25 protein-coding genes and 2 tRNA genes are annotated in these 24,504 nt (G+C 66.3%); 15 read left to right on the top strand and 12 right to left on the bottom strand.

The window, feature by feature from the left end:
• Positions 1–18 precede the first annotated feature (18 nt).
• From M2320_RS21270 to M2320_RS21255, 4 genes are all read left to right on the top strand, one after another.
• Positions 19–95, top strand: a tRNA-Met gene (locus M2320_RS21270).
• 132 nt (positions 96–227) lie between these two features.
• Positions 228–1,037, top strand: a complete 810-nt coding sequence (locus M2320_RS21265; protein WP_264599002.1) for a DUF72 domain-containing protein — start codon at positions 228–230, stop codon at positions 1,035–1,037.
• A 162-nt stretch (positions 1,038–1,199) separates the two neighbouring features.
• Entirely contained in the window at positions 1,200–2,237 is a 1,038-nt protein-coding gene (gene dusA, locus M2320_RS21260) for a tRNA dihydrouridine(20/20a) synthase DusA (protein ID WP_264599000.1), read from the top strand.
• Between the two features lie 134 nt (positions 2,238–2,371).
• Positions 2,372–2,539 (top strand): Flp family type IVb pilin, encoded by a 168-nt coding sequence (locus M2320_RS21255; RefSeq protein ID WP_264598999.1) that lies wholly within the window; start codon positions 2,372–2,374, stop codon positions 2,537–2,539.
• A gap of 3 nt (positions 2,540–2,542) precedes the next feature.
• Here M2320_RS21255 and cobS read toward each other — a convergent pair whose 3' ends face one another.
• On the bottom strand, positions 2,543–3,316 hold the full coding sequence (cobS, locus tag M2320_RS21250) for an adenosylcobinamide-GDP ribazoletransferase (protein WP_264598998.1): 774 nt from the start codon (positions 3,314–3,316) through the stop codon (positions 2,543–2,545).
• Positions 3,316–3,657: a DUF971 domain-containing protein gene (locus M2320_RS21245; RefSeq protein WP_264598997.1), complete on the bottom strand. Its 342-nt coding sequence runs from the start codon at positions 3,655–3,657 to the stop codon at positions 3,316–3,318. Before M2320_RS21245 ends, cobS begins: the two co-directional genes overlap by 1 nt.
• A 70-nt stretch (positions 3,658–3,727) precedes the next feature.
• Here M2320_RS21245 and moaA point away from each other — a divergent pair, with 70 nt between their 5' ends.
• On the top strand, positions 3,728–4,762 hold the full coding sequence (gene moaA, locus M2320_RS21240; RefSeq protein WP_425540702.1) for a GTP 3',8-cyclase MoaA: 1,035 nt from the start codon (positions 3,728–3,730) through the stop codon (positions 4,760–4,762).
• A 54-nt stretch (positions 4,763–4,816) separates the two neighbouring features.
• Here moaA and M2320_RS23280 read toward each other — a convergent pair whose 3' ends face one another.
• Positions 4,817–7,405 carry a caspase family protein gene (locus M2320_RS23280; protein ID WP_319801460.1) on the bottom strand — a complete coding sequence of 863 codons (2,589 nt, stop codon included), beginning with the start codon at positions 7,403–7,405 and terminating at the stop codon, positions 4,817–4,819.
• Positions 7,406–7,576: 171 nt separating this feature from the next.
• Here M2320_RS23280 and M2320_RS21225 point away from each other — a divergent pair.
• A tRNA-Val gene (locus M2320_RS21225) sits at positions 7,577–7,651 on the top strand.
• Between the two features lie 109 nt (positions 7,652–7,760).
• Here the strand turns inward: M2320_RS21225 and M2320_RS21220 are convergent.
• Positions 7,761–8,114, bottom strand: a complete 354-nt coding sequence (locus M2320_RS21220) for a hypothetical protein (RefSeq protein ID WP_264598995.1) — start codon at positions 8,112–8,114, stop codon at positions 7,761–7,763.
• A gap of 479 nt (positions 8,115–8,593) precedes the next feature.
• On the opposite strand from M2320_RS21220, the gene M2320_RS21215 reads away from it, so the two are divergent.
• From M2320_RS21215 to M2320_RS21205, 3 genes are read left to right on the top strand one after another with little or no spacing between them, the layout of a single operon-like run.
• On the top strand, positions 8,594–8,767 hold the full coding sequence (locus tag M2320_RS21215; protein WP_264598994.1) for a hypothetical protein: 174 nt from the start codon (positions 8,594–8,596) through the stop codon (positions 8,765–8,767).
• Between the two features lie 59 nt (positions 8,768–8,826).
• A complete protein-coding gene (locus M2320_RS21210) occupies positions 8,827–9,048 on the top strand; it encodes a hypothetical protein (RefSeq protein WP_264598993.1) in 222 nt (73 codons plus the stop codon).
• A 43-nt stretch (positions 9,049–9,091) separates the two neighbouring features.
• On the top strand, positions 9,092–9,766 hold the full coding sequence (locus tag M2320_RS21205) for an O-methyltransferase (RefSeq protein ID WP_264598992.1): 675 nt from the start codon (positions 9,092–9,094) through the stop codon (positions 9,764–9,766).
• Here the strand turns inward: M2320_RS21205 and M2320_RS21200 are convergent.
• The 4 genes from M2320_RS21200 to M2320_RS21185 form a co-directional block, all read right to left on the bottom strand.
• Complete coding sequence (locus M2320_RS21200; protein ID WP_184427277.1) at positions 9,763–10,446, bottom strand: response regulator transcription factor; 684 nt, start codon at positions 10,444–10,446, stop codon at positions 9,763–9,765. The genes M2320_RS21205 and M2320_RS21200 overlap by 4 nt on opposite strands.
• Positions 10,447–10,555: 109 nt before the next feature.
• Complete coding sequence (locus tag M2320_RS21195) at positions 10,556–12,076, bottom strand: Do family serine endopeptidase (RefSeq protein ID WP_264598991.1); 1,521 nt, start codon at positions 12,074–12,076, stop codon at positions 10,556–10,558.
• Positions 12,077–12,194: 118 nt separating this feature from the next.
• Positions 12,195–13,727 carry a DUF853 domain-containing protein gene (locus M2320_RS21190; protein WP_264598990.1) on the bottom strand — a complete coding sequence of 511 codons (1,533 nt, stop codon included), beginning with the start codon at positions 13,725–13,727 and terminating at the stop codon, positions 12,195–12,197.
• Between the two features lie 66 nt (positions 13,728–13,793).
• The gene (locus tag M2320_RS21185; protein ID WP_264598989.1) at positions 13,794–14,432 is read right to left on the bottom strand and encodes an isochorismatase family protein; all 639 of its coding nucleotides are present in this window, start codon (positions 14,430–14,432) and stop codon (positions 13,794–13,796) included.
• Between the two features lie 91 nt (positions 14,433–14,523).
• On the opposite strand from M2320_RS21185, the gene M2320_RS21180 reads away from it, so the two are divergent.
• Genes M2320_RS21180 through M2320_RS21160 form a run of 5 tightly spaced genes read left to right on the top strand, consistent with a single transcriptional unit; the run spans position 14,524 to position 19,550 of the window.
• Positions 14,524–15,474, top strand: coding sequence for a GlxA family transcriptional regulator (locus M2320_RS21180; protein WP_264598988.1), 951 nt, complete (start codon positions 14,524–14,526; stop codon positions 15,472–15,474).
• 49 nt (positions 15,475–15,523) lie between these two features.
• Positions 15,524–16,606 carry a c-type cytochrome biogenesis protein CcmI gene (gene ccmI / locus M2320_RS21175; RefSeq protein WP_264598987.1) on the top strand — a complete coding sequence of 361 codons (1,083 nt, stop codon included), beginning with the start codon at positions 15,524–15,526 and terminating at the stop codon, positions 16,604–16,606.
• Entirely contained in the window at positions 16,603–17,079 is a 477-nt protein-coding gene (ccmE, locus tag M2320_RS21170; RefSeq protein ID WP_264598986.1) for a cytochrome c maturation protein CcmE, read from the top strand. The genes ccmI and ccmE overlap by 4 nt, the downstream gene beginning before the upstream one ends.
• Positions 17,076–19,055 (top strand): heme lyase CcmF/NrfE family subunit, encoded by a 1,980-nt coding sequence (locus M2320_RS21165; protein WP_264598985.1) that lies wholly within the window; start codon positions 17,076–17,078, stop codon positions 19,053–19,055. The genes ccmE and M2320_RS21165 overlap by 4 nt, the downstream gene beginning before the upstream one ends.
• A 3-nt stretch (positions 19,056–19,058) precedes the next feature.
• Positions 19,059–19,550 (top strand): cytochrome c-type biogenesis protein, encoded by a 492-nt coding sequence (locus M2320_RS21160; RefSeq protein ID WP_264598984.1) that lies wholly within the window; start codon positions 19,059–19,061, stop codon positions 19,548–19,550.
• Here M2320_RS21160 and M2320_RS21155 read toward each other — a convergent pair.
• The 4 genes from M2320_RS21155 to M2320_RS21140 form a co-directional block, all read right to left on the bottom strand.
• Positions 19,545–19,832 carry a chaperone modulator CbpM gene (locus M2320_RS21155; RefSeq protein WP_319801459.1) on the bottom strand — a complete coding sequence of 96 codons (288 nt, stop codon included), beginning with the start codon at positions 19,830–19,832 and terminating at the stop codon, positions 19,545–19,547. The two genes, M2320_RS21160 and M2320_RS21155, sit on opposite strands and share 6 nt — an antisense overlap.
• Positions 19,829–20,737: a J domain-containing protein gene (locus M2320_RS21150; RefSeq protein WP_264598983.1), complete on the bottom strand. Its 909-nt coding sequence runs from the start codon at positions 20,735–20,737 to the stop codon at positions 19,829–19,831. The genes M2320_RS21155 and M2320_RS21150 overlap by 4 nt, the downstream gene beginning before the upstream one ends.
• Before the next feature lie 66 nt (positions 20,738–20,803).
• The gene (locus M2320_RS21145) at positions 20,804–22,012 is read right to left on the bottom strand and encodes an alpha/beta hydrolase (protein ID WP_184427267.1); all 1,209 of its coding nucleotides are present in this window, start codon (positions 22,010–22,012) and stop codon (positions 20,804–20,806) included.
• 117 nt (positions 22,013–22,129) lie between these two features.
• Positions 22,130–22,453: a hypothetical protein gene (locus M2320_RS21140; RefSeq protein ID WP_264598982.1), complete on the bottom strand. Its 324-nt coding sequence runs from the start codon at positions 22,451–22,453 to the stop codon at positions 22,130–22,132.
• Positions 22,454–22,592: 139 nt separating this feature from the next.
• Here M2320_RS21140 and M2320_RS21135 point away from each other — a divergent pair, with 139 nt between their 5' ends.
• Positions 22,593–24,401 (top strand): methylmalonyl-CoA mutase subunit beta, encoded by a 1,809-nt coding sequence (locus M2320_RS21135; protein ID WP_264598981.1) that lies wholly within the window; start codon positions 22,593–22,595, stop codon positions 24,399–24,401.
• Positions 24,402–24,504: the final 103 nt, after the last annotated feature.

Genomic DNA, 24,504 nt, shown 5'->3' with positions numbered 1-24,504 from the left:
TGCGTATAAACCGGATAACGCGGGGTGGAGCAGCCCGGTAGCTCGTCAGGCTCATAACCTGAAGGTCACAGGTTCAAATCCTGTCCCCGCAACCAAATTTCAGAAAACAGCCCCGCCCCTTCCAGGACGGGGCTGTTTTGCGTTCCCGCGATGAGCACGCCAAAAATCTCTCTCGGGAACCATCCTGGCACCAGTCCATTCAGCTGAATGTCGCGAGGGAACGGAATTTGAGCCAATCCGAGAAGGGCAAGATACGCATCGGGATCGGCGGGTGGGCCTATGCGCCTTGGCGCGGGACGTTCTATCCAAAAGACCTGCCGCAAAAACGCGAACTCGCGTTCGCGAGCCAGCGCCTGACCTCCATCGAGATCAACGCGACATTTTACCGGACCCAAAAGCCGGAGAGCTTTGCCGCCTGGCGCGATTCCACGCCCGATGAATTTGTCTTTTCGCTGAAGGCGCCGCGCTTTACGACCCATCGTCGGACGCTCGCCGATGCAGGGGAGTCCATTGAACGGTTTGTCGCGAGCGGGGTGGCGGAGCTGGGAACGAAACTCGGTGTGATCAACTGGCAGTTCGCGCCCACCAAGACATTCGATCCTCAGGATTTCACGGCGTTTCTGAAGCTCTTGCCCCGATCGGTCCACGGGCAGGCGCTTCGCCACGCCCTGGAAGTGCGGCACATGTCCTTCCACACCAGGACGTTCCTCGAACTGGCGCGGGAAGCTGGCGTCGCCGTGGTCATCGCCGCCGACAGTCCCTATCCGCAGCTTGCCGATATGACCGCGCCCTTCGTCTACATAAGGATCATGGGCGCCCGCCAGTCCGAACGTTTGGGCTATGCCGAAGCCGAGATCGCGCTTTGGGCTAGGCGCGCAAAAATCTGGGCCTCCGGCGGCGAACCCGATGGTTTGAGCCGCTTGGAGGACGCGAAGAGCAATCGACCCATGCGCGACGTGTACCTCTATGTGATTGGTGGAGAAAAAGTTCGTAATCCCGCCGCAGCCATGGCGTTGATCTCCCGCCTGAACAACTGATGCGCGGCGCGATAGGCTGCCGCGTGCCGCAGGACAAACCCGGTTTTCACGGTGGACGATCTGCCCGCCGCCTTTTAGGGTGATCCGCGCGATAAGGCGCAGGGGCTTGCGCTTGGTTCTGAGAGCGTCGCCCCGCGGCCGTCAGGGCAAAAAGTGACTCAAGTGACCGACAGTTTGGAAAGAACGAGCAAATACAGCCCGTGGCGTTTCTGCATCGCCCCGATGATGGAGTGGACGGACCGCCATTATCGCGTGCTGGCGCGGCTGCATTCGCGCCATACGCGGCTTTACACGGAAATGGTCACCTCGGCGGCCATCATCCATGGCGACCGCGACCGTCTGCTCGGTTTCGACGCATTTGAACATCCCATCGCCCTGCAATTGGGCGGCAGCGACCCGCGCGAACTCGCCAGAGCCGCCCAAATCTGCGCCGACTACGGCTATGACGAGGTCAACCTCAACGTCGGCTGTCCCTCCGACCGCGTGCAGAACGGGGCGTTCGGCGCCTGCCTGATGCGCGAGCCCGATCTGGTCGCCGATTGCGTCGCCGCGATGAAGGCGGCGATCCCCCTGCCCGTCACGGTGAAATGCCGCATCGGCGTCGATGACCAGGACCCGCGCGCGGCTCTGTTCGAAATCGCCGAAAAATGCGTCGCGGCCGGCGTCGACGCTCTTGTCGTCCATGCGCGAAAAGCCTGGCTCAAGGGGCTTTCTCCTAGGGAAAACCGCGATATTCCTCCCCTCGACTACCCGCTCGTCCACGCATTGAAGCGCGCCCTGCCCCACATTCCCATCGCCATCAATGGCGGCCTGGACAATTTTGACGCCTATCAGGCCCAGCTCGACGTTCTGGACGGGGTGATGGTTGGCCGCGCCGCCTACCACGACCTGTCGCATCTGATCGACGTCGACGAAACGCTGTTCGGAGCGGCGCCGCCTTACGAAAACTCGCGGGCGGCGGTCGAAGCCTACTTGCCCTATATCGAACGCAAGCTCGGCGAGGGGCTGCGACTCGCCGACATCACCCGCCACATGCTCGGCCTGTTCGCCGGGCGACCGGGCGCCCGCGCCTTCCGCAGGCATCTGTCCACGCATGCGGTGTTGCGCGGCGCCGGTCCCGAGGTCGTGCGCGACGCGCTGGTGGAACTCGATCGCGCCTGGGAGCGATCTTCACAGTTCGTTACCGAAGAGACGTCATAGCGCTGCCACGCCGTTAAGGGCGTGTTTTCCCAAAGCACGGATATCACCAAAGGTCATGGACGCATTTACGATTGAAGGTAGGTTTTTGGCATAGTCTGTTAGGGGTGACGAAACGCGCGTCGGGAAACACGGGGATGGCGATGCGGCTGATGCTGCGATTTTGGCGGGACGAAAGCGGTTCGACCATTACCGAATACGCCTTGATCGGCGGTTTCATTTCGGTGGCTCTGCTCGCGACCTTCGTGTCGATCGGCCAGAAGGTCAACCACATGTTCAATCCCATCGACAATGCGCTGAACTGATCGTCAGGGCGAGGCGAGCGCTCCCGAAAATACTGCAAGCACGATGATTTCCGCGACCTGTTGCGCGGCCCCGGCGACATCGCCGGTCTGGCCGCCGATCATGCGTCGCGCCCAGCCGCAGAGCAGTCGGACGGCGAAGGCCGTGAGCAGCAGCGAAGCGACACAGGCGACGAGCGAAAATCCCGCCAGCAGCGGCGCGAAAGCGAAGATCGCGGCGAAGATCCAGCTTTGCCGCGCCTGGGCGGGAGTCATCAGCGAGGCCCGTCCCAGACCGTCCGTGCGGGCGGCCGGCAGCAGCACCAGCGGCGCCAGGCAAGCCGCCCGCGAAACGGCGCCCGCCGCGACCAGCGCCAATATAGCCCGCTCCGGCGCGGCCGCCAGAGCGGAGAGCGCGGCGGCCCGGGCGCCGAAACTGAAAATCAGCGCGCTCGCGCCGAAGGCTCCAATGCGGCTGTCGCGCATGATCTCCAGCCGCCGCTCTCGGGTATAGCCGCCGCCAAAACCGTCTGCGACATCGGCGAAGCCATCCTCATGCATGGCGCCGGTGACCAGGGCGGAGAGGCCGACGACCAGCCAGGCCGCCACCTGAGGAGTGGCGCCCGCATTGGTGGCGGCCAGCAGCATCAAGCCGAAGCCGAGCCCCAGCACCGCGCCGGCAAGGGGCGCGCGGGCCAAAGCCCCGCGAAATGGATCGTCGCCCGTGGCGATGGCCCCTCCGGGAATCGGCACACGGGTGAAAAACCGCAGGGCTTCCGCCGTTTCCTTGATGATGCGCATCAGCGTGCGAGCCCCTGCGCCGCGAGGTCGTCGAGATAGGCTTGCCATTTGGCCGGCTGCTCCAGGCACAGCTCGCGCAGAAAATCCCAGGTGTAAATGCCGGTGCTGTGGCCGTCGTCGAAGATCAGCTTGATCGCATAATTGCCGACCGGCTCGACCCCGGCGATGCGGACCCCGGCCTTGCCCGAGACGGTGCGGCCGCCCACCCCATTGTGACCGCGCGCCTCGGCGCTGGGGGTGAGCACGCGCAGATACTCGGCCGGCAGCGCGTAAGTTTCGCTTCCGCCATAGACCAGGTTCAGCGTCGCGCCGGCCCCGGTGACGCGAATTTCCTCAGGCATGGCGACGCCCATCGGGATTCCTCTTCGATCTTTGCGCAAGGTTCTGTTTCCCGCGCCTTTCCCAGCTTATATAACAAATATGGGGATCGACCAGGCAAGCTTGCACACACGACCGCTGATCGACGGTTTTTCACGGCGCGTCGATTATATCCGCGTTTCCGTGACCGACCGCTGCGACTTCCGCTGCCAATATTGCATGTCGGAACATGTGAATTTCCTGCCCAAGGCGGATCTGCTGTCGCTCGAGGAGCTGGAGCGGCTCTGCGGCGTGTTTGTGGCGCGCGGGGTGCGAAAGATCCGGCTGACCGGGGGCGAACCGCTGGTGCGGCGCGGGGTGATGAACCTTGTCCGCGGGCTGGCGCGCCATATCGAAACCGGGGCGCTCCGCGAGATGACGCTCACCACCAATGGCTCGCAACTCGACCGTTTCGCCGCCGAGCTCGCCGCCTGCGGCGTGAAGCGCATCAATGTGTCGCTCGACACGCTCGATGCGGAAAAATTCCGCGCCATCACCCGCTGGGGCGCCCTGCCCCGCGTGCTCGCCGGCATCGACGCCGCGCAAGCCGCGGGTCTGCGGATCAAGATCAATTGCGTGGCGCTGCGGGGGATCAACGAGGACGAGTTCATCCCGCTGGTGGACTGGGCGCATGGGCGCGGCATGGACCTGACTTTCATCGAGGCCATGCCGCTGGGCGAGGACGCCGCCGGCAATATCGAGCATTTTGTCTCGCTGGGGGAAGTCGCGGTGCGTTTGTCGGAAAAATATGCGCTCAAGCCCTCGGCGCATTCGAGCGGCGGTCCCGCGCGCTATTTCGATTTGGCCGAGACCGGGGGACGAGTCGGGTTCATCACCCCGCTCAGCCATAATTTTTGCGAGACCTGCAATCGCGTGCGCGTCACCTGCACCGGCGAGCTCTTCACCTGCCTCGGCCAGGAGGACCGCGCCGATTTGCGCGCGCCGCTGCGCGCCAGCGCCCAGGACGACCTGCTGAACGCCGCGATCGACCGCGCGCTGGCGGCGAAGAAGCACGGCCATGAATTCGCCGCGCAGGCTTTTGGCGGCAAGGCGCCGCATCAGCGCCCGATGAGCCTCACCGGCGGGTGAAACCTTTCTGAAGAAAGAAAGCCTCGCCCTTCGAAAAGGGCGAGGCGTCGGCCGCTATTGCGGCGGATGCTCATGCTGCTCGCCGGGCGGCCTGGGGCGCGGCTGCGCGGGCGGAGGCGGACGCTGGCCGGGAGGCGGCGGCGCAGGACGCGGGGCCGCCATGGGCGGAGGCGCGGGACGCGGCGCGGCTGCGGGCGGCGGCGGCTCACGGTGTGGCGGCGGCGCGGGCCGTTCGACCGCGGGAGGCGCCGCGCGCTCCACAGGAGGCGCAGGACGCGGGCGCGGTCGTTCGACGGGCGCGCCATCGGGTGGGACTGGCCGGACCTGCGCGGGCGGCGGTTGCGGACCGCGCGGTCTTTGTCCGTCCGGCGGCCCGGGAGGATGAGGCGCAGCCTGCGGATTGACCGGCGTTGCTGGCGGCGTCGGCAAAGCATGGGGTGGCTCTGCAGGCCTTGGCGCGCCGACCGGGGGCGTGGGCTGGGGCGCGCGCGGGGGCGGCGCGACCGGTTGCGAACCGCCTTGCGGCGGCAGGCCCGGCCGCGGGACGCCAGGAACACCGGGCTGTGCCGCGCCGGGTTGGTGAGGCGGCTGACCGGGCGCAACCGGCTGTTGACCGCCCTGCGGCGGCAAGCCGGGCCTCGGGACGACAGGAACGACCGGCTGAGGCGCGCCCGGCGCGACCGGTTGCGGAGGCTGACCGGGCGCCACCGGCTGCGGACCGCCCTGCGGCGGCAAACCGGGTCTCGGCACGACGGGAACGACCGGCTGCGGCGCGCCCGGCGCGACAGGTTGCGGAGGCTGACCGGGCGCAACCGGCTGCGGGCCGCCCTGCGGCGGCAAGCCGGGCCTCGGCACGACGGGAACGACAGGCTGTGGCGCGCCCGGCGCGACGGGTTGCGGAGGCTGACCGGGCGCCGCCGGCTGTTGACCGCCCTGCGGCGGGAAGCCGGGCCTCGGCACGACGGGAACGACCGGCTGCGGCGCGCCCGGCGCGACGGGTTGCGGAGGCTGACCGGGCGCCGCCGGCTGTTGACCGCCCTGCGGCGGGAAGCCGGGCCTCGGCACGACGGGAACGACGGGCTGCGGCGCGCCCGAGGCGCCGGGCTGCGGGGGCTGACCGGGCATGGGCGGCTGTGGCGGGCCGCCTTGCGGCCCCGGCCTCACCCCTCCTGGAGGAAAAGCGGGCGGCGGCGGGGTGCGGGCGCGTTCATCATAATATTGCTGCGCGCCAGGATTTTGGGCCTGAACCGGCGCAGGCGCGTGGAACAGGCCATGGCGTATCGCGGGGACGGCGAACAGCAGCGGCGCGGCGACGAGCGGCAACGGCAACAGGTTGCGTTGCGGCGGCGGAGGCGGCGGCTCGTCGTAAAACACAGGCGGCGGCAAAACCTCCACCACCGGCGGCGGCGGGCCGTAGTCGGGATCGTCGAAGACGACGTATGGCCGCCGGAAATAGACCCTGTCCTCCTGCGCCTCCCAGTCGGGCGGCGGGGGCACATCGAATTCATATTCCGCGAATCGCGGCGGCGGCGCCAGTTCGGCGCGCAGGATCGCGAGCCTGCGGCGCGCATCCTCGGCGTGCGGGCCTCTCGGGAAGCGCCGCAGATAGGTCCAATAGGCCTCGGCCGTGTCGCCGTTGCGGGCGCGCCGCCAGGTGAGCGCCTCGCGCCGCACGGCGACGATCGCGCGCACCCGCGCCGAATAGGGCGAATTGGGATAGGCGGCGAGGAATTCGGTGTAGCCGGCGATGGTGTCGCGCTCCAGCGCCGCGGCATAGGCCTGATCCACGCTGTAATCGCGGATCGGCCGGCTGCGCAGGTCTGGCGCGGCTTGCGGGGGCGGCGCGTCCTGGGCGCGGGCGAGCAGCACCGGCGCGGGCGAGAGTTTTGATTCGTCCCAGGGAATTTGCGCGCCCTTGGTCTGTTCCGCGACCCGCAGGCGCACGCTGTCGAACACCTGATCCACGGGCAGGCCGCCGCGCCGCATCATTTCGTTCAGCGCCTGCGCGTAGACGCCATAGGGGCCGTTCTCGGCGGGCGCAACCGTGCCCGGCGCGGCGTTGAAGGCGATGAGTTCGCCGGGTGGCGGGTCCACCAGCGCGAGGCCGCCGGCGAGCTGTTGGCCCGAGGGGAAATCATTGGCGCGGGCGGCGTCGAGCACGACGATGCGGGCCTTCAGCGGCATTTGCGCCAGCGGGGTGAGATAGTCGGCGAGGCGCACCGTCTCCAGCGGCACATTGGCGGGGGCGGGAATCGCGGCTTCGATCGGCGCGAAATAATTTTCGCCCTCGTATTGGAGGGCGCGGCCGGACAGATAGATGAAGACGGTGGCGTCGGGACCGGCGGCGCCCGCCTTTTCGACGAATTCGCGCAGGGTTTTGCGCAGGCCGTCCTGATCGAGGTCGGCGGCGCCGGTGACGTCGAAGCCGGCGACCTGCAAGGTCTGGGCGATGAGGCCGGCGTCATTGGCGGCGGAGGCGACGGGGCCGCTCCGATAAGCGGATTCGCCGATCACGAGGGCGATACGACTTCCCGCCGCGGGGGCCGGCTGCGCGACGACCTGCGCCAGGGCCGCGAAGACGCCGCTCAACGCCAGAGCGCCCGCCGCGACCCGGATTTTTATGTTCTTCGCCTTGCGCGTCATGGAATCCTCTCGGGCTGCTTCGTTGCCCCATGATAACACGCCCGGGCGCGTGAATACGGCTTGAACCAAAAGCGGCGCCATTGTGTTCCGTTTTCGACGATTTTTGCGTGTGTTGAAGCTTGACGCGGGCGGAGCGGCCCCCTAAAGAGAGGGTCCGACGTCACGGCGTCCGGGCGATTAGCTCAGCGGGAGAGCACACCCTTCACACGGGTGGGGTCATAGGTTCGATCCCTATATCGCCCACCATTTTTTTCAGCCCCAAGCAGATAGACCTGAAGTGCAAAAGCCTCCGCGAGAACAGCGGAGGCCTTGGCGTTTGAGCGGATCGGCGGAAACCCTCGGCGCCGTCGCGGCGTCAATGTTCGCTGGTCTGCGTGCGACGCGCATAACGCACCGCCGCTTCGGCCCTGACCGTCGCCGCATTGTTCACGCTCCAGTCGAAACCGGGCTTCGTCGTCGTCCCGTCCGGCGCCAGCACATGAATCATGTGGCGGTCGTCGATGCAGTGATCGCCATAGGCGTGTCTGAACTGATTGCGTTCGCAAGCGGCGGCGAAATCGGCCTCCGACGGCCACAAGCCGAACGCGTGCGCCGAGGACACGAGCCAACCGGCGAGACCGAGCGTGATGGCCGCCGCCACGATCAACGGCTTCGATTCGCCAAGCGCCGAACCCTCAGCCTGCGATGGAGTGAAATCTTTTGTTTTCATCTGTCCGCCCTCAAAAAGCTTCTGAGCAACACGTCCGCCAAGGGACGTCCGAACATTGCGGACAAGATGCGAAGGAACAGCCAAAGGGCTCGGTGGCATTTTATGCATTTGATTTAAATAAGCGCCAAATGCGAGCGATCTTCCCCGGCCGCATGAGCAATCCCTCGCTCGCCCGGATCTCTGAAGGGCGCGCAAGCGACGGACGTCAACCGCGAATCAACCCGTCGATTGCAGCTTTGCCGCCCAACGCCGATTAACATGTCACCGGACTCGCGGGCGCCCTGCCCCAACGACGCGAAGAGGCGCGACAAGCCAGGCTTTCCGGGCGGAAAGCCTCCCATTAACATGCTTTGACCCGCTTAACCTTTTTTGGTCGCGCCAAAACGTCGCAGGTTGCAGGACGGTCAAGCAACAACCCTTTGATTGAAACACGGGCTGTGCATGACCCAACAACCAAAGGCATTCCTATGGACGATCATTTGCAGCGCGCCCTCATCGAAATCTACTATGCGATGGCCGAGTTCCGCCTGAGTGGCGCCAATGCGCGGCACAAGCTCGACGCCACCGGCGCGCGGCTGGTCGTGATCATGGCACAACTGGAAGAATTGATTTTGGTCCGCGAACAGGAGCCCGAAAGCGAGCGCGCGGCCTGACCGTGACGTCGCTCCCGCCCGGCAGCACATCCATTTTCCGCAAGACGAGGAACGACGCCATGAGAGACGTTCGAGGCGCGACCCACCGTATTTTCGTCGAATCCAGCCCGCATTCGCTGCCCAACCAAGTGGTCTGCGTCGCGCGCGGCGCCATTCGCTGGCGCGGCGCCGTCGAGCGCCTCGCCGCCGCCCTGCCCTTCGATTCCGTCTACTGCCACGACGACGACGCCGAGGCGGTCCGAAGGGCAGTCGCATCGCTGCCGAGTCCGCGCGTCGGTTGACGCGGGGCGCCTCACGCCCCAAATCTTGGGAATGGAGGCGCGAATGGCGGATGAAGACTGGAGCGCGGTGGACGCCTATATCGGCGGCAAGCTCTTGCACGACGATCCCACGCTTGCCGCGGCGCTCGCGGAGAACCGCGCGGCGGGACTGCCGGGAATCGACGTTTCTCCGCTGCAAGGCAAATTCTTGCACGTGCTGGCGCGCGCGATCGGCGCGCGACGCATTTTGGAAATTGGAACGCTTGGCGGCTATTCGACCATCTGGCTTGCCCGCGCCCTGCCCCAGGGCGGCCGGATCGTGACGCTGGAATTCGCGCCCGCGCACGCCGAGGTCGCGCGTAAAAATCTCGAGGCCGCGGGCGTCGCCGAAAAGGTCGACCTGCGCGTCGGCGCCGCCCTCGACCTGCTGCCGGTCCTTCAGACGGAAGGGCAATCCTTCGATTTTGTCTTCATCGACGCCGACAAGGAGAACAATGCCCCCTATCTCGAATGGGCGCTGAAACTGGCGCGGGTCGGCGCCACCGTTATTGTGGACAATGTCGTGCGCAAGGGCGCGATCGTCGATCCGGCCAACGAACGATCCGATGTCCAGGGTACCCGGCGGTTTTTTGATGTCGCGGCAGGACAGAAGCGCTGGGTGGCGACCGCGTTGCAGACGGTCGGCGCCAAGGGCTGGGACGGGTTCGCCATCGGAATCGTCGAAGAGACGACGCCTTAAGGCTCTCCGTCGCGGAGCGAATAGCCGGCGCCGCGCACGGTCTGCAGCAATTGCGGCTCGAATCCCTTGTCGATCTTGCTGCGCAATCTCGAAATGTGGACGTCGATGACATTGGTCTGCGGATCGAAATGGTAATCCCAGACATTTTCCAGGAGCATGGTGCGCGTCACCACCTGCCCCGCATGGCGCATGAGATATTCCAGCAGCCGAAACTCGCGCGGTTGCAGCACGATCTCCTTGCCGGAACGAAACACCTTGTGCTTGAGCCGATCCATTTCGAGGTCGGCGACGCGATAGATCGATTCCTCCGTCGACCCGCCGGGGCGGCGCCGCGCGAGGATTTCGACGCGGGCCAGCAATTCCGCGAAGGAATAGGGTTTTGGCAGGTAATCGTCGCCGCCGGCCCGTAAACCCTTGACGCGGTCGTCCACCTGGCCGAGCGCCGAGAGGATCAGGACGGGCGTATCGATTTTTTGCGCGCGCAAGCCGCCGATCAGGGTCAGGCCGTCCATTTTCGGCAACATGCGGTCGATGACCAGCACATCATAGCCGCCCGCTTCGGCGCGGGCGTAGCCGGTGACGCCGTCGCCCGCGGACTCGGCGACATGGCCGGCCTCACGAAACGCCTTGACGAGATAGGAGGACGCCTGGGGATCGTCTTCGACAATAAGGATTCGCATGAATGCACTATAGCAAACCGGAAGAAAAACGGCAGGCCAGTTGAGAGGGTGGAACTGGCCTGCCGGAGGTGGACGCTGGCTGAGGGCGTCCTGTAGCTCTGTTCGCGCGTTACGACGGATTGGCGGGCAGCGCGAGGAAACGGGTGTTGTCGCCGGTCCTGACCCGCAGCAGAACGGCGGTGCGGCCGTCCTTGCGCGCGGTGTCGAGCGCGGTGACGATGTCTTCGGGGCTCGTGACCGGCTTGCCGCCGGCGTCGAGAATCACGTCGCCCGGGCGCAGGCCTTTTTGCGCGGCCACGCCATCCGGATCGAGATCGGTGACCGCCGCGCCCTCGGCGCCGGCGTTCGGCACATCGGAAGCCGGCGCGAGGCTCATGCCGAATTTGGCGAGCGACGTCTTCCCGGCCTTCGCCTTGGGAACGTCGAGCTTGGCTTCCTTCTCGTTCGGCAACTGGCCGAGCTTGACGGAGGCCTTCTTCTCGGAGCCGTTGTGGATATAGGTCAATTCGGCGGTGGCGTCGGGGCCGAGCGCGGCGATCTTGCGCGACAGTTCGCGCGGGCCGTCGATCTTGTCGCCATTGACCGCAATGATGACGTCGCCGGCGCTGATGCCAGCCTTGGCCGCCGGCTTGTCCGCCTGCGCCTGCGCCACCAGGGCGCCCTTGGTCGATTTCAGGCCGAGGCTGTCGGCGATATCCTGGGTCACCGGCTGGATCTGCACGCCGATGAAGCCGCGCGACACAGCGCCCTTGTCCTTCAGCGCGCTGATCACGTCCTTGGCGACTTCAGACGGAATGGCGAAGCCGATGCCGACGCTGCCGCCCGACGGCGAGAAAATGGCAGTGTTGACGCCGACGACCTCGCCCTTGTTGTTGAAAGTCGGGCCGCCGGAATTGCCGCGGTTCACCGGCGCGTCGATCTGGAGATAGTCGTCGTAAGGGCCCGAGCCGATGTCGCGGCCCCGGGCGGAGACGATGCCGGCGGTCACGGTGCCGCCGAGTCCGAACGGGTTGCCGACCGCGATCACCCAGTCGCCGACGCGCGGGGTTTCCGTAGCGAATTGGACGAAGGGATAGGTCCCGGCCTCATTGATCTTCAGCAGGGCGAGATCGGTCTTCTTGTCCGTGCCCAGCACTTTCGCGGACACGGTCTTGCCGGAGTCGAGCGTCACCGAAACTTCCGTGGCGTTCTCGACCACGTGGTTATTGGTGACGACATAGCCGTCGGCGGAAATGATGAAGCCGGAGCCTTGGGCCTGTCCCTTGTGCGGGCGCGCGTCACCGTGCGGGCCATTCGGCGCGCCGAAGCGCTTGAAGAAGCGATAGAGCGGATCGTCGGGCGACAGCGGCGGCATGCCCGGAGGCAGGCCAGGACCTTCGCCGCCTTCCGCTTCGGCCTTGTCGATCGTGGTCACCTTGACGGAAACCACCGCGCCTTTCACGCGATCGACCATATCGGCGAAGGACGCCGGACCGACGGCCGCCATCCCCTGGGTGACCGGCGCCTCGGCGCGGGCGGCCAGGGGAAGAGTCGTTCCAGTCGAAAGCGCCAGCGCGGCGGCGGCGCCGAGCAGCATCCCGCGCGTCGTGACGCGGCGAGCGGGGGGTTCGAAGGAAGACAGCGACGACATTTCAACGGGCTCCAACTGGAAACTTGAGCGGCCTCAGCCGTTTCGTTTCCGCAATATGGGGGGCCGCGCCTTGCCTCGCTGTGGCGGGAGCATGAATTTTTGGTAATTTTGTCGTGAGCTATTTCATCGCCCCGGTGATGCCGCGCACGATCTCGCGCGCAATGGCCGAGCCCACGGTGCGCGCCGCTGATTGCGCCGCCGAGCGCACCGCCGCCTGTCCCACCGACATGCGCTTGCCCTGCGGCTTGAACAATTCGCCCAGGCCCGCGCCAATTTTTGAAAGAATGCCGCCCTCGTCCTGCTCTCCGACCGGCGCGCCGCTCGCCCGCCCCTGCGCCTTGGCCTGCAAGATCTCGAAAGCGGATTCGCGATCCACCGGCGTGTCATATTTGCCCTTGAACGGGCTGGAGTCCTGGACCTCCGCCAGTTCCGCATCGGTGATCGGCCCGACGCGCGTGCTCGGCGGCGCGATTCTGACGCGCTCGACCATGGTCGGGGAGCCGCTTTCGTCGAGCGTGGAGACCAGCGCCTCGCCCACCTTGAGTTTTGTGATGACGTCGGCCGTGTCCAGCGCCGGGTTCTGCCGAAACGTCTCGGCGGCCGTGCGCACCGCCTTCTGGTCGCGCGGGGTGAAGGCCCGCAACGCGTGCTGGACGCGGTTACCGAGCTGTCCGAGCACGACATCGGGCACGTCGGTTGGATTTTGCGTGACGAAATAGACGCCGACGCCCTTGGAGCGGATCAGCCTCACCACCTGCTCGATGGCGCGCAAGAGAGATTTGGGCGCCTCGTCGAACAAAAAGTGCGCCTCGTCGAAGAAGAAGACGAGTTTGGGTTTGTCGAGGTCGCCGACCTCCGGCAGCCGGGCGAACAGTTCGGACAGCAGCCAGAACAGGAAGGTGGCGTAGAGATTCGGACTAAGGATCAGCTTTTCGGCTTTGAGAATATGGATATAGCCGCGCCCGTCGAGGTCGGGCTTGAGCAGGTCGAGAATGTCGAGCGCCGGCTCGCCGAAGAATTTTTCCGCGCCCTGGTTCTCCAGCACCAAAAGTTGCCGCTGGATGGCGCCGATGCTCGCGGCGGAGACATTGCCGTAACGCTGCTGCAAATCCGAAGCGTTTTCGGAGACATAGGACAGGATTGCGCGCAGATCCTTCATGTCGAGCAGGGCCAAGCCCTGCTCGTCGGCGACGCGGAACGCGATGTTGAGCACGCCCTCCTGCACCTCGTTGAGCTGCAGGATGCGCGACAGCAGCAACGGGCCCATTTCCGCCACGGTGGCGCGCACCGGATGCCCCTTCTCGCCGAAAACATCCCAGAACACCGCGCGAAAAAGGTTGGGCTGCCAGTTCAGGCCAAGTTCTTGCGCGCGTTTGGCGATGAACGGCTTGTCCTCGCCGATCATGGCGATGCCGGAGAGATCGCCCTTGACGTCGGCGGCGAACACACAGGTTCCCGCGTTGGCAAAACCTTCGGCCAGGGTTTGCAGGGTCACGGTCTTGCCGCCGCCGGTCGCGCCGGCGATCAGGCCGTGACGATTGCCATATTTGAGCAGCAGATAAATGAAATCCTCGGCCTTGCCGACCAGGACTTTTCCGGGGACATCTTGAGGGTCGTGCTGGGACTCTTGGCCTGGGGCGCTCTGGGGCATGGGCGACTCTTTCCGCTGGTGTCAGGAAGATGAGCCGCCCCCGCAGCGAAGGCAAGCGCCCCCGGCTCAGGCGGCTGCGGCGCGGGCGCGGCCGCGGGCGGCGCTGGCGAGGAGATTGTCGCGCACGGGCTCGGCGCGGCCGGCAAGCGCGTCCAGCCAGGCCTCGGTGGTCATGACCGCGGCGAAATTGGACTGCAGCACGATGCATGAGGTCTCGTGGACCGTACGCGCATCGGCGAAGCCGGCGGCATTCTCATAGGCGACCGCGCCACAGGCGTCAGCCAAAACTTCGACGGTGAAATCGAGATGCGCGGCGGCGCGCGCGGTGGATTCGACGCAATTTTGCGTCATGTAGCCGGCGAGCGTCAGCGTTCCGATCCCGCGTGTCCGCAAAACATCCTCCAGCGGGGTTTTGGACAGGGCGGAGGCGAGCGTCTTGTCGATGATCGCCGCCAGCGGCAGCGCCGCGACCTCGTCATGCAGCCGCCAGCCCGGCGCATCGCGCTGGAATACGGGAGCGCCCGCCGGCGCCTCGTGGCGCACCGCGACAATGTCGATCCCCGACTGCGCCGCCGCGCGCCCCGCGCGCAAAATATTGGCGAAACTCTGGTCGCGCGGCGGATAGGCGATCGGCAAGAGGTCGCCGAAATAGTCGTTCTGGACGTCGATCAGGATGAGCGCGCGGCGTTTGGCGATGTCGGACATGTGGTTTCCTCCAGGTTTGCGCGATCCTGCCCGGTTTCGGCCGCGCCCGCGCTTGGCCCGCAGGCCAAAATCCGTTAGGATCGGGCCAATCATGCAGCGCATCGCCCTTGTCCTGTTCGACGGGATCAGCCTGTTCCATCTCGCCGCGCCCTTCGCCGTGTTCGGCGAGGATTGGCGGGGGATCGGCCTGCCGCGCTTCGACCTGCGGCTGTGTGCGGCCCAGGCCGGCGCCGTGGCGGATTCCGCCGGCTTTTCCCGCGAGGTCGCCGGCCCCGAGGTTTTGGCGGAGGCAGACCTGATCGTCATTCCCTCATGGACGCCGGAGCGCCCCAGCCCGCCCGAGCTCCTGAAAAGCTTGCGCGCCGCCCATGGGCGCGGCGCGCGCCTCGCCGGCCTTTGCCTCGGCGCTTATCCTTTGGCCGAATCCGGACTGCTCGACGGCCGCACGGCAACCACCCACTGGGCCTGGACGGCGGATTTTTCCGCGCGCTTTCCCAGGGTCGCGATCGATCCGCTGGCGCTTTATGTCGACGAGGGCGCGCTGGTCACCTCGGCCGGCGCCGCCGCCGCGCTGGATTGCTGCCTGCATCTGCTGCGCCGCGCCTTCGGCGACGCCGCGGCGGCGCGGCTGGCGCGGCGGCTGGTGGTCGCCCCGTTCCGCCAGGGCGGTCAGGCGCAATATGCCGAACCCGAACCGCCGCCGCACCATTCCGACGGCGGGCTTGAGCGGGCGCGCGCCTGGGCGCTGGACCGCCTGCGCGACAAACCCGACATTGATGGCGCCGCGGCGCAAGCCGGGATGAGCCGCCGCAGTTTCACCCGGCATTTCAAGCGGGTTCACGGCGAAAGTTTTGGCGCGTGGCTGGAGCGCGAAAAACTGTCCGAGGCGCGGCGGCGGCTGGAGCGCACCGCTGACAAAGTGGAGGCCATCGCCGGGGATTGCGGCTTTTCCGGCGCTTTGGCGCTGCGCGCCGCCTTCCTGCGCCATTTCGACACGACGCCGTCCCGCTATCGACGGGAATTTTGCGGTGGCGCACGCTGAGGCATGCTGACGCTTTCTTTGATCCGAGGAAAACGATAAGAACCCTGCCATGATCTGGATCGTCTTCGCCTTGCTGACCGGCGCCGCCGTGCTCAGCGTCCTCTGGCCCCTCTCCCGCCCCGCCTCCGCCGCAACGGAGGACGCCGCCGACGTCGCCTTCTATCGCGCGCAAATCGCGGAAATTGATGCGGAACGGGAGCGTGGCGCCATCGATCCCGCCCAGGCGGAAACCGCCAAGGCGCAGGCCGCGCGCCGCCTGCTCGCGAGCGCGCCGCAGGAGGCTGCGACCTCCGGCTCGACCGAACATCGCAAGATCGCCGCCGTCTTCGCGCTGGTGCTGATCCCGCTGGTGTCGGTCGGTCTTTACCTGCGCATCGGCGACCCCGAACAGCCGGACATGCCGCTGACCGCCCGCCTCAGCGAGCCGATGCAGAACGATTTCATGGTCGTGGTCGCCAAGATGGAGGCGCATCTCGCCGCCCATCCCGACGACGGCAAGGGGCTGGAGCTGATGGCCCCGGTGTGGATGCGCATGGGCAATGCCGAAAAGGCGCTTGCCGCGCGCAAGGATGTCATCCGCCTGCTCGGCGAGACCGCGGACCGGCGCATCCGGCTGGCGGAAGCCATGGCCAACGCCAACAATGGCGCCTTTCCGCCCGAGGCTTACCAAAACATCGACCGCGCCATGGAGCTGGACCCGAAATCGCCGGAAGTGCGCTATTTCGCCGGGGCCGCCGCCGCGCAAAAGGGCGAGTTCGAGCGGGCGCGCGCGGTCTGGAAGGCGCTGGCCGCCGACCTCCCGGAAAATTCGCCGCCGCGCAAGGCGGTCGAGGAGCAGATCGCCGAACTCGACGCCAAGGGTCCTGTCGCGCAACGGGCGGACGCAGCCCCGGCGCCGGCCAATCCTCAAAACGACATGATCCGCTCCATGGTGGAACAGCTTGCGGCCCGTCTTCAGGAAAAGGGCGGCTCCGTCGACGAGTGGGAGCGTCTGATCCGCTCCTATGCGGTGTTGAAGGACGAGGCCAAGGCGAAAGGCGCGCTGGCCGACGCGCGCAAAGCGCTGGCGCCGGACGCGCAAGCGGTGGCAAAAATCGACGCGCAGGCGAAAGAGCTGGGATTGGACAAATGACGCGCAAGCAGAAGAGACTGACCCTGATCGGCTCCGCCGTCGGCGTTCTGGCGCTGGCCGTTGGCCTGATCCTGTTCGCCCTGCGCGACAATGTGGTGTTTTTCTATGGGCCGGGCGAACTGGTCGAAAAACATGTCGGCGCTGGAACGCGGCTGCGCATCGGCGGCCTGGTGAAGACCGGCACGCTGGTCCATCTGGAAGGCAAGAGCGTCAAATTCGAGGTCACCGACGGCAAGGCCGACGTGCCCGTGACCTATACCGGCCTGCTGCCGGACCTGTTCAAGGAAGGCCAGGGCGTGGTCGCCGAGGGCGCGCTCGACACGGCCGGCGTGTTCAAGGCGGATTCCATCCTGGCCAAGCATGACGAGCGCTATATGCCGCGCGAGGTCGCCGACGCCCTGAAGAAACAGGGCGTGTGGCAGGAGGGGGGCGCAGCGGCGCAACCGGCCAAGAATGCCGGAGCCGCCCAATGATCATCGAAACCGGCCATTTCGCGCTCGCCCTGGCGCTGGCGCTGGCGCTGATGCAGGTCGTGCTGCCGTTCTGGGGCGCGCGGACCCGCGACGCCAACCTGATGGCGACCGCCCGTCCGCTGGCGCTGACGCAATTCGCCCTGGTGGCGCTGGCCTATGCCGCGCTGACCTGGGCCCATGTCGTCTCGGATTTCTCGCTCGTCAACGTGATCGAGAATTCCCATTCGACCAAACCGATGATCTATAAAATCTCGGGCGTCTGGGGCAATCACGAGGGCTCGATGATGCTCTGGGCGCTGATCCTGACGCTCAGCGGCGCCGCCATGGCTTTGTTTTCGCGCGCGATCCCGCCGCGGCTGTTGGCCGACGCCACTTCGGTCCAGGGCCTGCTCAGCGTCGCCTTCCTGCTGTTCATCCTGCTGACCTCCAACCCGTTCGCGCGGATCGAAACGCCGCCGATGGAGGGCAATGACCTCAACCCGATCCTGCAGGACCCCGGCCTCGCCATCCATCCGCCGCTGCTCTATCTGGGCTATGTCGGCTTCTCCATCGTCTTTTCGCTGGCGGCCGGCGCGCTGATCAGCGGACGCACAGACGCGGCCTTTGCCCGCTTCATCCGCCCCTGGACGCTCGCCGCCTGGATCTTTTTGACGCTGGGCATCGCGATGGGCTCGTACTGGGCGTATTACACGCTGGGCTGGGGCGGGTTCTGGTTCTGGGACCCCGTCGAAAACGCCTCGCTGCTGCCCTGGCTGTCCGGCACCGCACTGCTCCATTCCGCCAGCGTGATGGAAAAGCGCGAGTCGCTGAAAGTCTGGACCATCTTCCTGGCGATCCTCACCTTCTCGCTGTCGCTGCTCGGCACGTTTTTGGTGCGCTCGGGCGTGCTGACGTCTGTTCACTCCTTCGCCAGCGACCCGACCCGCGGCCTGTTCATTCTCGGCATTCTCGTGCTGTTCATTGGCGGCGCGCTGTTCCTGTTCATGCTGCGCGCGCCGACGCTAACCGGCGGCGGCCTGTTCGCCCCGATCTCCCGCGAAGGGTTTTTGGTGGTCAACAACCTGCTGCTCACCGCCGCCTGCGCCGCCGTGTTCATCGGCACGCTCTATCCGCTGGCGCTGGAGGCCTGGAACGGCTCGAAAATCACCGTGGGCGCGCCCTTCTTCAACCTCACCTTTGGCCCCTTGTTCGCGCCGATCCTGCTTCTGGCGCCGCTCGGCCAATTGCTGGCGTGGAAGCGCGCCGACCTCCTGGGCGCGGCGCAGCGGCTGTGGTTTGTCGCGGCGCTGGGCCTCGTCGCCATGCTCGGCTTTTATGCGGCGCAAGGCGGGCCAGTGATCGCGGTGATCGGCGCCGGCGTCGCCATCTATCTGATGACCGCCTCCTTCGTCGAAATCTGGGGCCGCGTCTTCCCGCAAGGGTTTCGCAAGCGCGCCAACGCTTTTGGCCGCCTCGCGGGCTTGCCGCTGTCGGCCTGGGGCGCGGCTCTCGCCCATGCCGGCCTGGGCGTGACCCTGCTCGGCCTCGCCGCCACCGGCTGGGGCGTGGAGAAGATCACCAAAGTGCAAAAGGGCGAGACCTATCAAGTTGGTCCCTATGCCTTGCAGGCGACCTCGATCGAAGCCGCGGAGGGGCCGAACTATCGCGAAGCCATCGTCCACATGACGATCTCGCGCGACGGCAAGGAAGTGGCGAAATTCGACCCGTCCAAACGCTTCTTCAAGACGCGGCAGATGGCGACTTCGCAGGCAGGCATTGTCACACTCAATCTCGGACAGGTCTATGTCGCCGTGGCCGAGCAGAGCGCGGACGGCGCCTTTGACGCGCGCATGTACTGGAAGCCGTTTGTTTCGCTGATCTGGCTGGGGGCGCTGGTCATGTCCTTTGGTGGCGCGCTGTCGCTGGCCGACCGGCGGTTGCGCGTCGGCGTGGCGCGAAGGGCGAAAATTCTGGCGAGCGCGCAACCGGCGGAGTGACAGATGCGCAAGACCCTTATTGCCTTCCTTGCCCTGAGCGCCTTGGCCTCGCCTGTCCATGCGTTGCAACCGGACGAAATTTTGGCCGACCCCAAGCTGGAAACGCGGGCGAGAGAGATTTCGGCGGGATTGCGCTGCCTCGTCTGCCAGAACCAGTCCATCGACGATTCCGACGCCTCGCTGGCGCGGGATTTGCGCACCCTGGTGCGCGAGCAGCTCAAGGCGGGCAAGAGCGACCAGGAGATCAAGACGTTTCTGGTCGACCGCTACGGCAATTTCGTTCTGCTGAAACCGCCGTTCGAATGGGACACGGCGGCTTTGTGGCTCTCGCCCTTCGCCTTGTTCGCCGTGGGCGGCTTTTTCCTCTGGCGCAAGAGCCGGAACCGCAAGGCCGAACCCGCCGCCCCCGCGCCGCTGTCGGCGGAGGAGAGCGAGAAGCTGAAGGCGCTGCTGGGCGGCGACGCCAATCCCGCTCCCCAGGCCGACAAGTCATAGGTCGGAGCGGCCTGCGCTCATTTCGTTCTTCAACAGCGCGAAGGCGCGGCGCATGCCGTGGAGCTGGTCCACGAGATGCAGGACCAGCCCCACGCCTTCATCATTGACGCCGAAATCGCGCTTCAGGTCGAGGATGAAATGCGCCCGCGCCACATCCCCGTCGGAAAAAGCGGGGCCGTCGGGGCCGTCCTGGGGAATCAGCCATTGCTGCTCCAGCCAGAATTCCAGCATTTGCCCGTCAATCCCTGACGTCACCAGAAATGCTTGTCGGGTCATGATCATGACGGCATGCCTTCGCGCGGGTTGAACCTGTCGGCCTCGCTCCATGTCTCCACAAAGGCTTCAAGCGCGGGATCCGGCGGCTTGGGCAGCACCACCTTCAACTTGACGAGTTCGTCGCCATGGCCGCCGCCGCGGCGGGGCGCGCCCTTGCCCTTCAGGCGAAGCGTCGTTCCGGTGTTCGAGCCCTTGGGAAGCGCCATCTCGACCTCTCCGGTCGGCGTCGGGACGCGGATTCTGGCGCCGAGCACGGCCTCTCGCAGCGAGATCGGCAGGTCCAGCACGATATTGTCGCCATCCCGGGCGAAACGCGGGTCGGGCAGCACTTCGATCTCGATGAGGGCGTCGCCCGGGCCGCCCTCCCCCAGACCCGGCGCGCCTTTTCCTTTCAGACGCAGCGTCTGGCCGTCGACCAGTCCCGGCGGGATGGTCACGTCGAGCGCGCCGCCGTCCGGCAGCGCGATCCGCTTGCTCGCGCCGGTGATCGAGTCGACGAAGGCGATGGGCAGCCGGAAATGCAAATCCTCGCCGCGCCTGTTGGCGCGGGCGCGCTGGCTGCGCCTGAGCAGCTCGGCGAAGGGATCGTCGTCTTCGGAAAAATCGGTGAAGCCGGCGTTGCTGGCGTAGGAATGGCCATTGGCCGCGTCGGAATAATCCCGGTAATAGTGTCGCGGCGGCCGCTCCATCCCGGAGGCGTCGATCTCGCCGTCGTCAAAGCGCTTGCGCTTTTCAGGATCGCGCAGCAGATCGTAGGAGGCCGTGACCTCCTTGAACTTCTCTTCGGACGCTGTGTCGCCGGGATTGAGGTCAGGGTGCAGCTTTTTCGCCAGCGCCCTGTAAGCCTTTTGGATTTCGGCCGCCGAAGCCGACGCGCGCACGCCGAGAACCTCATAGGGATTGGTCGCCACTGAGCCCTCCCGATCATTCAGGGCGGGCGCGCGGTTACGCCGCCGCTCCTGACATGTGTCGAGGCATTATTGCGCGGGCTTCTGTTCGGCGGCAACCGGCGCCAAATCCGTTGTGGTGATCGCTTTGGGGTCCGGGCGCACGCTGCGGTCGGCGCCGGCGTCGATCACCGCTTGTCCCTGGTCGGCGGGCGCCTTGTTCAGCGTCGCGCCGATCTGGCTCACCACGGCCGGGGCGTTGGCGTAATTGTCGTGGCCGATCAGGCCGCTGGAAAAGGCTGAGATGTCGTAGACGGAGACGCCGAGGCCGTCGATCAGCTCGCGGTCCCGGTTCGAGCCGGGGTCGAGCGAGCCGAGGCGGCGGTCGCCCTGCAGACCCGCGGACAATTGCAGGGCGCGGTCGCCCTTCGACACGAACACCGAGAATTTCGACGCATCGAGCCGGGAGATCTGCTGCCGGAACACGGAGAGATCGATGTCCGGCGCCGCCAGCAGCACCTGGCCGAGCTTGCCGTTGAGATCGGGCGAGCCGGAAAGCGCGGCCTCGCGCAGCGTCTCCATGGTGAGCCAGGTGCCCATGCTGTGCGCGAGAATGTGCACGTGGCCGACGCCCGGCGTCGCCGCAATCTCGTTGAGCATCTTCAGATAGGCGTCGCGCGAGGCGGTGGCGCTTTCCTTGTCCGCGCCATAGGCGAGCAAGGCCGATTTGGACGGCCAGGTGAACAGCACGGGGACGCCGGAGAAATTGCCGTCGACCACCAATTGCGCCTCCCGGAAGCGCGCGTCGTCGAGCGATGTGTTGAACCCATGGACATAGACCAGCACGTCGCGGGCGAGGCCGACCCGGCCGGAAATCTGGGCGGCGAGCTGGTTGCGGAATTCGCGGCCATCCAGCTCCGAATGTTCGGCGACCGCGATGTGGCGGCGCGGGTCCGGCGCGCCCCAGTTCGGACGCTCCAGATCGCCCGCCTCATGGCCCGGCGGCACGGTGATCGTGTCGAGCGAATAGCGCGCCACGGCGCCCGGCGTCAGCTCGGTCGAATGATTGCCGCCTTTTCGCGTGGAGACGACGAAAATGCGGGTCGAATAGGCGGGCGCATCGGGTCCGCCGGAAAAAATGCCGCCGACATTGGAGACGCCGTTGGAAAGACTCGACTGCATCTGCGAGCCGAGATGGGAGCCGCCCTCGGCCATGCTCACCGTCGAGCAGCCCGACAGGGCCGGGGCAAGGGCCAGGGAGAGCACGGCGAAGCTCGCCGCCATCTTTCGCGCAAACATCAGCTTTCACTTCCAATAGCAGAATCTCGGCCGTTTCTGAGGGAGAAACACGGCGACAATGGGACCGGCGACACGGCGTCTGGGGCTGATCTTGGAACCGAAAAGTGTTAACATTTGTTAATTGCGGCGTTTGCTTCGGATGATCAACCAGAGCGCGGGCAAGGGCTGCGCCGCCCAGAAAAACAACAGCGCCTTGACCGCGCGCGGGATTGCCGCATCGCTTTCGCGTTCCGGTTGCCCCTTGGTCAGAAAGTGCGGATCAAGCGCGCTGTGGACGGCGCAATAGAGCAAGATCGCGGTGATTACCCACGTGACGAGCCAAAGATCGGGCGTATCGACCGGCCTGCCCATGCGCTCAACGTAATCGAGGCCCTTGACCATGCCGAGCGCCGGCCAAAGCCCTGCAAAAACAAAAATGAGGATCGGGAAAATCGAGTCCATGGCAAAAGGCTCCGAGTCGCAATATGGGTCCTATCTCGGAAGCCAGGAATGAACATGACGTAAAGATTTCCCTTCGCCAAAAGACAAGGTGCGCGCGGCCGCGCGACGTGGCAAAAGGGCGCGAAATAGGAGACTTGTCATGGCAGCGACCGAAACCGCCACGCCCTTCGCCGATGTGTTCGCCCCCGCCACCGAAGAGCAATGGCGGCAGAAGGTCGAAACCGCGCTCAAGGGCGCGCCATTCTCCCGCCTGATCTCCAAGACCTATGACGGGTTCGACATCCAGCCGCTTTACGCCCGCGCGTCGGGAAAACCCCGCGCCTTCCGCGGGGCCGGCGATTGGGCGGTGACGGCGCGCATCGATCATCCGGAGGGCGCGGAAGCCAACAAGCTGGCGCTGACCGATCTGGAAAACGGCGCCAACGGCCTGCATGTGGTGTTCGCGGGCTCGGCGGGAGCCTATGGGTTCGGCCTGAAGGACGCCGCCGCCCTCGCCCCGGCGCTCGATGGCGTTTATCTCGACGCGGGCCTGCGCATTATTTTCGATCTGCCCGGGGACAACGAGGCCATTGTCGCGGCGATTGAGACGCGCGTCGCCGGCCATGACTTGAAAAAGCTCGATCTTTCGCTCGGACTCGATCCGCTGGGCGCCGCTGCGCTCTCCGGCGAGACGCTGGATTGGCAAAAAGCCGGCCTCGCCCTGGCCGCGCGGGTCAAGGCGCTCCACGAAAAAGGTTTTGGCGGGGTTTTGGCGGCGGACGGCCGCATCGTCCATGCCGCCGGCGGCTCGCCCGCCCAGGAACTCGCCTTTGCGCTGGCGGCGGGCGTCGATTACCTGCGCGCGCTCGAGGCCGGCGGCCTGTCGCTGGAGGAGGCGCGCGAAAAGATCGACTTCCGCCTCGCCGCCGACGCCGACGAATTCTTGAGCCTGGCCAAATTCCGCGCCCTGCGCCGTCTCTGGGCCAGCATCGAGACCGCCTGCGGGCTTACGCCGCGTCCGATTCGCGTCCATGGCGAAACCGCCTGGCGCATGATGACCCGCCGCGACCCCTGGGTGAACCTGTTGCGCTCGACGGTCGCTGTGTTTTCCGCGGGCCTTGGCGGCGCCGACAGCATCGCCGTCCTGCCCTTCACCCAGGCGCTCGGCCTGCCCGACGCGCTCGCGCGCCGCATCGCCCGCAACACCCAGTTGGTCCTGCTCGAGGAATCCAATCTCGGCAAGGTCGCCGACCCCGCCGCCGGCTCGGGCGGCGTCGAGGCGCTCACCGATTCGCTGGTCGAACGCGCCTACAGCCTGTTCCAGGACATTGAAAAGGCCGGCGGCCTCGCCAAGGCGCTCGCCAGCGGCCTGATCGCCAGCGAAATCGCTAAGATCGCCAATGAGCGCGCCAAGGCGGCCGCGCGGCGAAAGGAGCCGCTGACGGGCGCCTCGGAATTCCCCGACATCCACGAAAAGCCCGTGGCCGTCTTGATCCCGGCGCCGGCTGCGCCCGCCGCAAACCCCAAGGCGCTCGCGCCGCAGCGGGTGGCGCAGCCGTTCGAGGCTCTGCGCGACAAGGCGGAAGCCGTGGGCGCCCGGCCGAAAATCTTTTTGGCGAACCTCGGCCCGATCGCCGCTTTCACCGCCCGCGCCACCTTCGCCAAAAACTTCTTTGAAGCCGGCGGCATCGAAGCCCTGTCCAACGACGGTTTTGCCGATCCGGCCGCGCTGGCGGCGGGCTTCAAGGCCTCCGGCGCCAAGCTCGCGGTGCTGTGCTCGTCCGACGCGCTTTACGCCGAAAGCGGCGTTGCCGCCGCCAAGGCGCTGAAGGACGCTGGCGCGACCGTCTGGTTCGCCGGCCGCCCCGGCGATCTGGAAGCGTCTTTACGCGAAGCCGGCGTCGCCGATTTCGTCTTTGTCGGCAGCGACGTGCTGGCGCAACTGACGGCGGCGCTCGACGCCGCCTGAACCGGCGTGGCCTTTTTGCTGCGGCGCCGATAAAACGGCGCCGCTTGCGCTTTCGTCCCTTTGCAATCCGGCGAAAACGTGGCAGCGGTACGGCAAATACCGA

It is taken from the genome of Rhodoblastus acidophilus (assembly GCF_025961575.1).
Lineage (GTDB): Bacteria > Pseudomonadota > Alphaproteobacteria > Rhizobiales > Beijerinckiaceae > Rhodoblastus > Rhodoblastus acidophilus_C.
This window is presented reverse-complemented; position numbering and strand designations above follow the sequence as displayed.